The sequence below is a fragment of the Hydrogenophaga sp. genome, assembly GCF_965657535.1.
In the GTDB taxonomy this organism is placed as follows: Bacteria; Pseudomonadota; Gammaproteobacteria; order Burkholderiales; family Burkholderiaceae_C; genus Hydrogenophaga.
Window position 1 is genome coordinate 1 of record NZ_CBFHOP010000015.1, and the last position, 10,966, is coordinate 10,966.

General features: G+C 64.4%; 13 protein-coding genes. 4 read left to right on the forward strand and 9 right to left on the reverse strand.

All coding sequences use genetic code 11. The features are described from left to right. Positions 1 to 75: 75 nt before the first annotated feature. Both ACTG4K_RS18370 and ACTG4K_RS18375 read right to left on the reverse strand, forming a co-directional pair. Entirely contained in the window at positions 76 to 1,086 is a 1,011-nt protein-coding gene (locus ACTG4K_RS18370) for a porin (protein WP_439115670.1), read from the reverse strand. Between the two features lie 81 nt (positions 1,087 to 1,167). Further along, a complete protein-coding gene (locus tag ACTG4K_RS18375) occupies positions 1,168 to 2,697 on the reverse strand; it encodes a hypothetical protein (protein WP_439115671.1) in 1,530 nt (509 codons plus the stop codon). 607 nt (positions 2,698 to 3,304) lie between these two features. On the opposite strand from ACTG4K_RS18375, the gene ACTG4K_RS18380 reads away from it, so the two are divergent. From ACTG4K_RS18380 to ACTG4K_RS18390, 3 genes are read left to right on the forward strand one after another with little or no spacing between them, the layout of a single operon-like run. Then, the gene (locus tag ACTG4K_RS18380; RefSeq protein ID WP_439115672.1) at positions 3,305 to 4,777 is read left to right on the forward strand and encodes a gamma-glutamyltransferase family protein; all 1,473 of its coding nucleotides are present in this window, start codon (positions 3,305 to 3,307) and stop codon (positions 4,775 to 4,777) included. Positions 4,778 to 4,809: 32 nt separating this feature from the next. Continuing rightward, positions 4,810 to 5,427, forward strand: coding sequence for a glutathione S-transferase family protein (locus tag ACTG4K_RS18385; protein ID WP_439115673.1), 618 nt, complete (start codon positions 4,810 to 4,812; stop codon positions 5,425 to 5,427). A gap of 41 nt (positions 5,428 to 5,468) precedes the next feature. Beyond that, positions 5,469 to 6,173, forward strand: a complete 705-nt coding sequence (locus tag ACTG4K_RS18390; RefSeq protein WP_439115682.1) for a GntR family transcriptional regulator — start codon at positions 5,469 to 5,471, stop codon at positions 6,171 to 6,173. Positions 6,174 to 6,391: 218 nt separating this feature from the next. Here ACTG4K_RS18390 and ACTG4K_RS18395 read toward each other — a convergent pair whose 3' ends face one another. Further along, a complete protein-coding gene (locus tag ACTG4K_RS18395; protein WP_439115674.1) occupies positions 6,392 to 7,210 on the reverse strand; it encodes a sulfite exporter TauE/SafE family protein in 819 nt (272 codons plus the stop codon). Between the two features lie 155 nt (positions 7,211 to 7,365). On the opposite strand from ACTG4K_RS18395, the gene ACTG4K_RS18400 reads away from it, so the two are divergent. Next, positions 7,366 to 8,022 (forward strand): GntR family transcriptional regulator, encoded by a 657-nt coding sequence (locus tag ACTG4K_RS18400; protein ID WP_439115675.1) that lies wholly within the window; start codon positions 7,366 to 7,368, stop codon positions 8,020 to 8,022. An 11-nt stretch (positions 8,023 to 8,033) separates the two neighbouring features. Here ACTG4K_RS18400 and ACTG4K_RS18405 read toward each other — a convergent pair whose 3' ends face one another. From ACTG4K_RS18405 to ACTG4K_RS18430, 6 genes are all read right to left on the reverse strand, one after another. Further along, complete coding sequence (locus ACTG4K_RS18405) at positions 8,034 to 8,951, reverse strand: ornithine cyclodeaminase family protein (protein ID WP_439115676.1); 918 nt, start codon at positions 8,949 to 8,951, stop codon at positions 8,034 to 8,036. 36 nt (positions 8,952 to 8,987) lie between these two features. Beyond that, entirely contained in the window at positions 8,988 to 9,746 is a 759-nt protein-coding gene (locus ACTG4K_RS18410) for a sulfite exporter TauE/SafE family protein (RefSeq protein WP_439115677.1), read from the reverse strand. Between the two features lie 4 nt (positions 9,747 to 9,750). After that, on the reverse strand, positions 9,751 to 10,029 hold the full coding sequence (locus ACTG4K_RS18415) for a 2Fe-2S iron-sulfur cluster-binding protein (RefSeq protein WP_439115678.1): 279 nt from the start codon (positions 10,027 to 10,029) through the stop codon (positions 9,751 to 9,753). Next, positions 10,026 to 10,358, reverse strand: coding sequence for a ferredoxin (locus ACTG4K_RS18420; protein ID WP_439115679.1), 333 nt, complete (start codon positions 10,356 to 10,358; stop codon positions 10,026 to 10,028). Before ACTG4K_RS18420 ends, ACTG4K_RS18415 begins: the two co-directional genes overlap by 4 nt. Before the next feature lie 67 nt (positions 10,359 to 10,425). Further along, on the reverse strand, positions 10,426 to 10,716 hold the full coding sequence (locus ACTG4K_RS18425; protein WP_439115680.1) for a 2Fe-2S iron-sulfur cluster-binding protein: 291 nt from the start codon (positions 10,714 to 10,716) through the stop codon (positions 10,426 to 10,428). A 41-nt stretch (positions 10,717 to 10,757) separates the two neighbouring features. After that, the coding region (locus tag ACTG4K_RS18430) for a hypothetical protein (protein WP_439115681.1) at positions 10,758 to 10,966 on the reverse strand (209 nt) is incomplete at its 5' end.

Here is a 10,966-nt window from a genome sequence, read left to right on the forward strand (position 1 = left end):
GGCACCAGATGGGCGCCAGGGGATGTTTGGGAAGCGGGAAGCACCGTCGGCGCCTCCCGCCAGGGCGGCAACCGGTCAGAACTGGTGCAGCACGCCCACGGCCACGACGTTGCCATCTGCGTCAGCAGCGCCCGGGACCTTGGTGGTGTGGGCCTGGAAGCCGCCGTACAAGGAGGTGCGCTTGGACATCGTGTAGAAGGCGGCAATGCCATAGCCCGTGCGCGCCACATCGGGGGCGCCGGCGGCAGTCACGTTAACCACCTTGCCGATGTAGTTGTCGGCGGGCGAGTAGCCCGTGATGCCGCCCGAGGAACGGGCCACGCCACCCGAAATCAGCCAAGCCGGGCCGACCGGCACGTTGACGCCCAGTTGCCATTCTTTGGTCGCTTTGCCACTCGCGGCAACACGGCCATAACTGGCCAGCAGTTTGGCTACGCCCAGGTCGTAGGACCCGTTGAGGCGAGTGAACTTGATGGGATCAGACGCGTCCGTGCCCTTTTCGTTCTGCTGCGCGAAACCAGCGTACACCGGACCGTTCGCATACTTCACGAACATGCTCGCCACTGAACCTTCACCACCCTTTCCCAGGCCGTAGCTGACGGCGCCGCTGACGCCACCGAACGTGGGGGTCTCGTAGTACAGACCACTGTTTGGGTTGTCCTTGTAGGAACCGGTCAACCACACGCCGCCGGCGTTGGGGGCGAACATGGAGTTCTTGGCGGCCTGACTGGCGCCGGAAATTTCATCGAAAGCGCTCCAGGCTTTGCCGGCCTTGAAGGTACCGAAGTCTCCCGAGACACCCACCCACGACTGGCGGCTGAAACCATTGGCGGCGCCGGTGTCCATGGCAATGCCCTGCTCCAGCTGGAAGTTGGCTTTCAGGCCACCGCCGAGGTCTTCCGAACCCTTGAAACCGATGCGGCTTTCATAGATGCCACTGCTGTTGACCTGGGTGGTGCGCTCGCCCGTGTCGGCGCTCTTGCGCGAGGCGATGTTCATGTCGGCGATGCCGTAGAGGGTGACGCTGGATTGCGCAGAAGCAGCGCCAGAAGCGAGCACGAGGGAAACTGCGACGATATTTTTCATGAAGAACTCCATTTGAGGATTGAACAAAAATACACACTGCCCAGATCCGCGGCTGCGGGCCCTGTGCAATCGACGGGGAAATCAGAAGAAGAGAACGGCCGAGGTGGTGGCAACGGCCAGGCCAATGAGCACCGGTGGTGTCAGCACACGCACCAGATCAAGCACCGAGACACGGGCAAAGCCAGCGACCGCGATCAGTGAAGACCAGGCGATCAGGGTGCCGCCGCCGGTCCAGATGGCGCCCATCTGGCCGATGGCTGCGAGCGTGGCCCCTTCCATGCCGGAAACAGGGGCCATGGCGCCGGCCAGCGCGCCGGTCAGTGGCAGGCCGGAGAAGCCCGAACCATCCACGCCGGTGACCATCCCGACGATCAACAGACCGAAGGACACGAACAGCTTGTTGTGCGGCAGCCAGTCCTGAGCACCGCGCACCAGATCGAACAACAAGCTGGGTGTCTGGTTCGCGGACATACCGAGGATGGAAGCAGCGGTTTCGCTGTTGCCGAGGAAGAAAAAGCCAGCAATCGGCAGCACCGAGCCCATGGCCCGGAATGCGAACACAAACCCTTCGGTGATGTGGTTGGCGCTTTCTTCCAGCATGCCTTTGGGGCCGTGAAAGGCCAGCGTAGCCAACAACATCAGCAACGCAGCGGCGCCACCGACCAGCGAAGCACCGGCCCCGCCCTTCAGGTCCTGCAGCGGGATGCCCAGTTTGGGCAACGCCATGATGGTGATGATGACCAGGAACACGAGAGGCGTGAGCACAGCGAACACCTTGGACCATTTTTGACGGCTCTGGTCCACGCTGGCGATCTCGCGGCGCAGGTCCTGCCCGGTAACCGGCTGTTCTTCGCGGCGGGTACCCTTGGCAATTTCAGCTTTGTGCGAAGAGCCTTCATGTTCGTGTTCTGAACCATTTATCTGGCCCAACGCCTGCCAATTTTCCAGCAAAGTCGGACTGGCCACCTTGAAGGTCTTGCGATTAAAGATGAACACGAGAGTCAACGCCACCACGCCGGTGATCAACGACAACACCAGCGCACGGTCCGCCACCAGTGCGGCCACCGCGTTGGCAGCCTTGGCACTGATCCCGGGTGCCACGCCGATCACGTAGTCCGACGACAGAGCCATGCCCTGACCGGCGATGGCGATGGCTGCAGCGCCCACCAGTGGGGGCAATCCAGCCGCGATGGCTGCAGGCAGCAGCACCGCGCAGACCAGCGGCACCGCTGGCGTTGGCCAGAAGAACATCGAGATCAGGTAGGTGATGGCGGCGAGGATCAGATATGACACAACCCCGTTTTTCATCAGTACGCGAAAGGGCCTAACCATCAGGATGTCCGACTTCAGCGCCTTAAGGGCGTTGAGCAAGGCGGTCATCAGGGCAATCACCAGGAAGATGTTGAACAACTCCTTGGCGGCCACGAAGCTGGCGCCAAAGACGCTGCCCACAGCATCGAGAGGGTTGCCCGTCCAGGCAAAGACCACCAGGAAGGTGGCGATGATTGAAGGCACGAGCACGTTTGCCCGGAACATCATGGTCACGATGATGCTGATCACACCGATCAGGTACATCCAGTGCGCCGCTGTAAGGTTTACGGTTGAGTCCATGGGAAATATCTTGTGGGGTTGAACACCCGACTGGGGGTCGGGACTGGGTTGACGAAAAATGACTGACGAAAATCACGGCGACGGCAAGTCCGGCCCCGTGCCTTCAGGTTGAACAATTCAGGCTGGCACTGCCCCCCGTAGAAGCAAAACGACCCGTTCTGGTGTCCGATCATCCGATGCACCGAGGTGACAACTGGCGATAAGATGGCAATTCGGTCCGCCTGGCAAATGGTATACAACATACTGAATGCAACATCTCAGTGCTTACCCTGAGCTTGAAGCCTCTTTTTCGGGCTCTAACGACAAAAATGTGCACAAAAATAGTGCGTATTGATGTTTTTTACCTTTTCAATCCCCTGTGCGTATACAGTATGCATATGGCATGCCAACCACAAGCACCCTGCTAGAACAGTGAGGGCAGCACCCATCTCAAAAAAGCTGCCGCCCCTTTTTTATCGACACAGGGATGCGCAGTGGTGCGCTCCAGAAAACCTCACCCAGCGCGACACCTATCGACATCCAGATCACCACGAGGCGGGATTGTTGGCAGAAATTGCACTTTCTTGGGATACTGTATACAATTTATCGTCGTACACAGGAGCAAACAATGAATCCAATTACCCAAGACCCGCCCTGGGGTGTGGTGGGCGAGCACAGCATGGTGGCCACCGGCCACCCGCTGGCAGCGATGGCCGCGGCGCAGATGCTGCGCGAGGGCGGCAGCGCAGTCGACGCCGCGATCGCAGCGGACGCGGTGCTGGGCGTGGTCGAACCCATGGCCACCGGCATTGGCGGCGACGTGCTGGCCATGGTGGTGCCGCCCGGTGAAGCACCGCTGAGCTACAACGGCACGGGCCGCGCACCGGCCCAGTTTTCCCTCGACGCGCTGAACCTCCTGCCCGACCGGCGCATTCCCGAGCGGCACGTGTTCTCGGTCACGGTGCCCGGTGTGGTGCGCGGCTGGCACGACCTGCACGGCCGCTACGGCCGCCTGCCCTGGCACCGTCTATTCCAGTCCGCCATCCAAACCGCGCGGGAAGGCTTTCCTGTGGCGCCCGTCGCTGAGCGTGAGTGGGCGCTGTTTGAGCCCGTGTTGCGCCTGGACCCTGTCAGTGCGGTCCTCTACCGGGCCGACGCGCTGCCCCGCGCGGGCGAGCGCTTCGCAAACCCGGAGCTGGCGGCGGTGCTGGAAGCGCTGGCGAGCGAGGGACCTGATGCTTTTTATCTGGGCACACCCGCCGCAGCCGCTGCGCGTGCTGTGCAACAGCTCGGCGGCGCACTGACAGCCGACGACTTCTCCCGCCACAGCGGCCATTTTGCGACACCCGCCAGCGCCCGCTTCCGCGGACTGACGGTGCTGGAATGCCCGCCCAACACCCACGGCATCGCCGTGCTGCACGCGCTTGAAGCCCTGGATGCCCTGTCGCTGGACCCCGCCGACCCGGCCACCACGGTCAGCATGGTCGAACACATGGGCCGCGCCATGCAGCACGCCAAAGAAACCGTGGCCGACCCGGCCGGCAACACTGTGTGCACCGTCGTGGTGGACGCCAGCGGCCTGGCCATCACGCTGATGAGCAGCATTTTCAAACGCTTCGGCTCGGGCATTGCGGCACCGGGCTGCGGTTTTGTATTGCAAAACCGAGGCTCCGGTTTTTCGCAACCCGGCCACATCAACGGTCCGGGCCCGGACAAACGCCCGTACCACACGGTGGTGCCGGCGGCCGTGCTGAAAGACGGTGCATTTCACGCCGGCCTGGGCGTGGTCGGCGGCGCGATGCAGCCGCAAGGCCAGGTGCAGCTCATCACCCGTCTCGCCGCTTGGGGCCAGCCACTGCAAACCGCGATCGACGCACCCCGCTGGCGCCTGGAAGCCGAGCGGGCACTGGCGCTGGAAAGCGGAACGCAACCCGCCGTGGCCGAAGCCCTGCGCGCTGCGGGCTACCATGAACCGCATGGCTTGGGCGAACTTGGCGGCCGCAGCGATTTCGGGGGTGCCCAGGTGGTACTACGCGATCCGCAGGGCCGCCTGATCGGTGGCTCGGACAAACGCAAGGACGGGCTGGCACTGGCCGCCTGACCTCTCTCAACCCACCAACACACCGACAAGTCATGACCTTGAAGATCTACGGCAACGCCGCCTCCCGCGCCATACGCCCGCTTTGGGCGGCCGAGGAGCTGGGCATCGCCTACGAACACATTCCCCTGCACTACCAGGACGAAGCCCGGAAGGCCCCGGCCTTCCTCGCGCTCAACCCCAACGGCACCGTGCCGGCCATCGACGATGGCGGTCTGGTGCTGTTCGAATCGCTGGCCATCACCCTGCACCTGGCGCGCACGCGCCCGCAAGGCGGCCTGTGGGCGTCGGGGGACGCGGGCCCATCGCAGATCCTGCAATGGACATTGTGGGCAGCCACCGAGATCGAGCCGCTGGCCCGCCAGTGGTTTCACCACACCAGTTTCCTCCCGCCGGAAAAGCGACATCCGGAGCTGGCCAAGACCGCACGGGCCCAATTGCAGATCCGCTTGCAGGTGCTCGATGATCGCGTGAAAGACCAGGACTATTTGTTGTCCAAAGGCTTTACCGTAGCCGACCTGAATCTGGCGGCCGTGCTGCAGCGCCTGGCGGTGCTCGGCGGCGAGCATTTCGCCCACGCCACGGCCTGGCACCAGCGCTGCATGGCCCGGCCCGCAGCGCAACGCGCCATGGCCATGCGCCAGGTCCAGTGAGCCCCAGGGTGATCACCTTGCCCCCTCAGAGCGCCGCCGTCATGGTGCACCCCACCCACCGCCCTGCACCGCTGCGCGGGCGCCGCTTGAACCCGGCGGACCCTGGCGCCACCGTGGGCGCCAGCCATTCACCGCTGACGCAGATGGTGATGGAGAAAATCCGCGAGCGCATTCTCGACGGCAGCTTGCCGCCGGGCCACCGCCTGGTCGAGAGCCGGATGTCGGCGGAGTTCGATGTGTCGCGCATTCCGGTGCGCGAGGCCCTGCGCCTTCTGGCCGCGGAAGGGCTGGTCACCATCGAGGCGCGCCGCGGCGCCAGCGTCACGCGCTTCAGCGAGGAACAGGTGCTCGAACTGGTGGAGGTGCGCGGTAACCTAGAGGCGCTCAACGCCAAGCTGGCCTCCAAACACAAAGACCCGGCACAGATCGCGCAGATGCGCCGCCTGCTGGAAGACGGCAACCGCCTGGCCGATACCGGCGAGCTGCTGGGTCTGGAGCGGCTTAACCACCAGTTTCACGAAACCCTGAGCCAGGCCGCCGGCAACTCGGTGCTTCAGGAGGTGATGCGCTCGTTGCGCGACCGCACCGTGCTGCTGTTTACGCCGTTCAACCGCAACCGCTGCCGGCAAAACTGGGAAGAACACGCCGCCATCCTGCGCGCTGTGCTCAACGCCGACTCCGAGCTGGCGGCCGTGCTCGCCCTGTGCCACGTGCAAAACGCCGCCAATCGCAGCGAACTCGATTAACACCCCCGCCGCGCGGCGCGCGACCCCCTCAAGGGGGCGATGCGAGTGGCCCGGCGAAGCCGGTTCCACCGCCTCCCCGGATCAAGACATTTCGCACCGGATGAGTGATCTGCGCTCAGAGGGGGAGTCGGCACAAGGCACCGCGGAACCGGCTTTGCCGGGCCGCCAGTGCCGCCCCCTTGAGGGGGTCGCGCGCAGCGCGGCGGGGTATTCCGGGTCTAGGCCACGATGGCCGAGTGCAGCATCTTCAACGCCAGCACAAACAGAAAGCCCGCGAACACGCGCTTGAGCGTGGCCACAGGCAGGCGGGAGGCGAGCCGGGCGCCCACCGGCGCCATCAGCACGCTGGGCACCAGCACACCGAGCAGGGCCGGCAGGTAAATGAAGCCCAGGCTGCCCGGGGGCAGGCCGGTCACCGTGCGGCCGCTGACGAAAAACGCCACCGTGCCCACGATGGCAATCGGCAGACCGATGGCGGCCGAGGTGCCCACCGCGCGGTGCATGTTGACGTTGCACCAGGTCATGAACGGCACCGAGAGGAAACCACCGCCCGCGCCCACCAGCTGCGAGAGCGTGCTGATGGCCGCGCCAACCCCGACGAGCCCGGGCGCGCCCGGCAGGCTGCGGCTGGGTTTGGGCTTGGCGTTGAGGAACATCTGCACCGCCGAGTAGGTGACAAAGACGGCGAAGATCAGCGCCAGGATGGTGGTGCTCAGGTGTTTGGCCAGAATGCCACCGATCACCCCGCCGATCACAATGCCAGGCGTGATGCCGCGTACGATCGACCAGTCCACATTGCCCTTGGCGTGGTGGGTTCGTGCGCTGGAAATGGAGGTGAACACGATGGTGGTGAGCGAGGTGCCCAGCGCAAGGTGGAGCAGCGTGCTCGAGGAGAATCCCTGGGCCTCGAAAAGCCAGGTCAGCAAGGGCACGTAGAGCATGCCGCCGCCAATGCCGAGCAGGCCGGCGGCAAAGCCGCCCGCCACGCCCAGCGCCAAGTAGGCGGGCAGCCAGGCCAGCAGTTCGGCGCTCAACATGCGGCACCGCCTTCTGACAGTGCTTTCCGGCTCAGCCCCTTGTTTGATAAGGTTTTGTTTGATCCAAACAGCATTCTGTATCCTTTCAACGAAATAAAATTAACTACCGTCCGCGTTTTTGCGGGCGGCCGAACCTCAGACAAACGCGGTACTTCATGGATCCACTTTCCAAAACACCCACCCTCGGCGCCAACCATTCGCCTCTGACTGAACTGGTGGTGAGCGCGTTGCGGGAGCGCATCCTGTCGGGCAGCATGCTGCCGGGCGAGCGGCTGGTCGAAGGCAAGCTGTCGGAAGAACTGGGCGTTTCGCGCATGCCGGTGCGTGAGGCTCTGCGCCAGTTGGCGGCCGAAGGGCTGGTGACGATCGAACCCCGACGCGGTGCGTCGGTGACGAGTTTCAGCCCACAGCAGATGCGCGAACTGGTGGAGGTGCGGGCCACCCTGGAGGGTCTCAACGCCAAACTGGCGGCTCAGCGCCACGACGCCCTGCAGATCGCCGAGATGGAGCGCATCCTGGAAGAAGGCACGCGGGCGTCCAACAGCGAGGCCGACGATGCGGCCATGCTGAAGCTGAACGAACGTTTTCACGACGCGCTGGGCAGCATCGCGGCCAATTCCATCCTGCAAGACATCATGCGTTCGCTGCGCGACCGCACCGCCCTGCTGTTCACCCCCATCAACCGCGCCCGCGGCCCGCAGAACTGGGACGAACACGCCGCCATCCTGCGCGCGGTGATCCATGGCGATGCCGAACTGGCTTCGCTGCTGGCCATGCGCCACGTGTACAACGCCGCCGACATGGAGCCCTGAGAGGCTTTTGTTCATGCGCCCGCCTGGATGCGGTGCCAGGCCAGGCCCGCCAGGGCCACGTCTTCCAGGCCCACGCCGACCGACTTGTAGAGCGTGATGTCGTGTCCGTTCTGGCGGCCCGGAGCCGCACCGGTCACCAGGGCGCCCAGCTCGACCAGCCTCTCTTCGGTCACCAGGCCGGGGCGGGCCAGCACCAGGTCGCCGGCTTCGCGCAGCGTCTGGGTTTTCCACTCCACAGCGATGCAGGCGGCCCGTTCCAGCGCCCGGTCGTCCAGCTCGCGGGTGTGCGGCAGGCTGGAGCCGATGGCCGCCACGAAGCAGCCCGGCTGGAGCTGATCACCCGAAAACAGCGGTGTGGTGGAACGCGAAGCGGTGACCACGATGTCGGCGCCAGCCACGGCTTCGGCGGCCTCACACAGGCGCACCGGCGTGCCACACGCGCGCTGCAGGTCTTCGGCCAGGCCCGGCAGGGCATAGGGATCGCAGACCCGGATTTCTTCGAGATCGAAGGCTTTGGCCATCTGGATTGCGTGGGCACGGCCCTGCACGCCGGCACCGAACAGCGCCATCTGGCGCGCGTCCGGGCGGGCCAGATGGCGCGCGGCGATCAGGCTGCAGGCGGCGGTGCGCAGGCGTGTGATCGCCCCCGCGTCGAAGGAGGCCAGCGCGCGGCCATCTTCGGTTGAAAACAGCACAATAACGAAGGTGAACTGGCCTTTGATGGTGGTGTAGACCTTGGCGCCCGCCACCTTCTGGGCCGGGATGACCGCGCCCAAGGTGGACAGCTTGACGCCGTGGGCCTCGGTGCGGATGCGCTCCTGCATCGCGGCCTCGCCGTGGCCGAAGCTGCGAAAGGCGTCGAGCAGCACTTGCTGTGCGTCCTGCGGGCTCACGGCCGCGTCGATCATGTCGTCGGTGATGTGTTGCATGGTGGGATCGTCGGAAGGGAAGGAATCAGAAAATCATCAAGCGCGCGCCAGGGTCTGCACCAGAATGCCCAGCGCGCCAAACGCGGCCAGACCCAGCAGCATGGGCCGCAGCGTCTGCTGGCGCATGAGGAACTTGAGGCGGCCGGAGAGCACAAAGCCGGTCACCATCCAGGGCATCAGCAGCAGGCTCAAGCCAAGTTGTGCGGCACCCATGCGACCCACCAGCGCCAGCGCCACGAGAGACAGCGCCGCACCGATGAAAAACACCGCACCCAGCGTGCCCCGCAGCCGGTTGGCGGGCAGGTGTTGCATGGCAATGGCAAACGGCGGCGCACCGGCCGAGGTGATGGTTCCCATGAGGCCCGAGGCCAGGCCCGCGAGGGTGGTGTTGCGCGCGCTGTGCGCCACCCGCCAGCCCTTGAGGCTGAGCACCACGCCGCTCAGGATCAGCGCGGCAAACATCAACGAAAGGGTTTGCACCGACAACAGGGCCATGCAGGCGGCGGCCAGGCCGGTGCCCAGCACCCGGCCGGCGATCGCTTGCCCGGCCGTGCGCCATTCGATGGCGTGGAACTCGCGCAGCCCGGTCATGAGCGCCAGCGGGCAGCCCAGGGCGAGCAGTGCGCCCGGGACCAGTTCGGGGTAGAGCAGCGCCGCAATGGGCGCGCAGAACATGGCGAACCCCAGACCGCTGACGCCTTGCAGGCAGGCGCCCGCAAGCACCATGGCGCCCATGCCCAGGTAGGCGCTCCAGCCCGGGAGCAGCGACAGCAAGCCACTTGTGCTGCCCGTCATGCAGTCACCAAGAAACGGCCACGTCACCGCGCAGAAAGGTCTGGCAGGCCATGCGGTAGCCCTCGGCCAGCTGCGCGTCGTCCAGGTGCTTGCGCTCCTTGGCTTTGACTTCGTCGGTGTGCTCCAGGCCGCGCTCGATGCGGCACTTGCAGGTGCCACACAGGCCACCACCGCACTTGAACGGGATGCCCCCCTTTTCGCGCAGGGACACCCGCAACAGGTTGCTGTTTTCCGGCGCCTCGACCTGCTTGTTGTCGTTCGTGATGAAGGTGACGTTGATCATGCGGCCACCGGGGTCTGGAGGCTGAAGGAGGCGACGTCGCACGGAGCCAGCGTGGTGTCCATGTCGCCGAACGCGCAGAGGTTTTGCAGCTCGCGGCGCGCACCTTCGATGTTCTGGAACTTCTGCAGGAATTTGGAAGGTACGTCGTTGACGGTGATCGGTTCGTTCTCGTCGATCAGCCGCACCCGGGTTTCACCGTCCAGCTCGGCGATCAGAAAACGGGCGCGCACGCGACCGTAAAACACGTAATCAAAGGCTTCGACGGGGCGAAATGCTGCGCCCACTTCGGTGTGGAATTGCCCGGGTTTGCTGGTCAGGATCACATACATGGTGGTTCGGCTTCAAGGTGAGGGGGGAGTCAGTCGAGGCGTGGGGAAGGCAAGGGCCGGGACGGGATCAGTCCTGCGCCAGTTCGATGTCGTGCTCCAGCCAGAGCTGGCAGGTCAGGCGGTAGCCTTCGTTCAGGCGTTCACCCAGCTGTTTTTTTTCTTTCCAGTTCGGCGGCGGCAGGTGCTCGGCGCCTGCAATCACCCGCGTCGCGCACTTGGCGCACTTGCCCATGCCGCACTCGTATTGCAGGTTGGGGTAGGGGAACTGCTTGATGCCGGCGCGCACCACCAGGTTGGTGTTGGGCTTGACCTCTTCCTGGAAGGTCTGACCGTTCTTGTGAAGGATGACGACAGGCATGGGGCACTCGCTGTTGGGTTGCACGGATGGCGGGTTTGGCTTCATTTAAGTATACTGTATACCGTAATTAATTTAAGGTCAACAGCCATCGTTCTGTGATTCGGGGCTTGCGCCCCATTCCAAATCGCAATAAACCCTAGGATTTTTGGGAATTTCTCCACAACAGGTTGACCCCCTCCATTTTTTTGTATATTGTATACCGTGCTGACGGTCAAAGCAGTCCAGACCCGAAGCGCCCGACATCCACTTC

Coding starts and splice junctions, on each gene's coding strand:
- ACTG4K_RS18370 (WP_439115670.1), bottom strand. CDS start 1,086: ATGAAAAATATCGTCGCAGTTTCCCTCGTGCTCGCTTCTGGCGCTGCT.
- ACTG4K_RS18375 (WP_439115671.1), bottom strand. CDS start 2,697: ATGGACTCAACCGTAAACCTTACAGCGGCGCACTGGATGTACCTGATC.
- ACTG4K_RS18380 (WP_439115672.1), top strand. CDS start 3,305: ATGAATCCAATTACCCAAGACCCGCCCTGGGGTGTGGTGGGCGAGCAC.
- ACTG4K_RS18385 (WP_439115673.1), top strand. CDS start 4,810: ATGACCTTGAAGATCTACGGCAACGCCGCCTCCCGCGCCATACGCCCG.
- ACTG4K_RS18390 (WP_439115682.1), top strand. CDS start 5,469: ATGGTGCACCCCACCCACCGCCCTGCACCGCTGCGCGGGCGCCGCTTG.
- ACTG4K_RS18395 (WP_439115674.1), bottom strand. CDS start 7,210: ATGTTGAGCGCCGAACTGCTGGCCTGGCTGCCCGCCTACTTGGCGCTG.
- ACTG4K_RS18400 (WP_439115675.1), top strand. CDS start 7,366: ATGGATCCACTTTCCAAAACACCCACCCTCGGCGCCAACCATTCGCCT.
- ACTG4K_RS18405 (WP_439115676.1), bottom strand. CDS start 8,951: ATGCAACACATCACCGACGACATGATCGACGCGGCCGTGAGCCCGCAG.
- ACTG4K_RS18410 (WP_439115677.1), bottom strand. CDS start 9,746: ATGACGGGCAGCACAAGTGGCTTGCTGTCGCTGCTCCCGGGCTGGAGC.
- ACTG4K_RS18415 (WP_439115678.1), bottom strand. CDS start 10,029: ATGATCAACGTCACCTTCATCACGAACGACAACAAGCAGGTCGAGGCG.
- ACTG4K_RS18420 (WP_439115679.1), bottom strand. CDS start 10,358: ATGTATGTGATCCTGACCAGCAAACCCGGGCAATTCCACACCGAAGTG.
- ACTG4K_RS18425 (WP_439115680.1), bottom strand. CDS start 10,716: ATGCCTGTCGTCATCCTTCACAAGAACGGTCAGACCTTCCAGGAAGAG.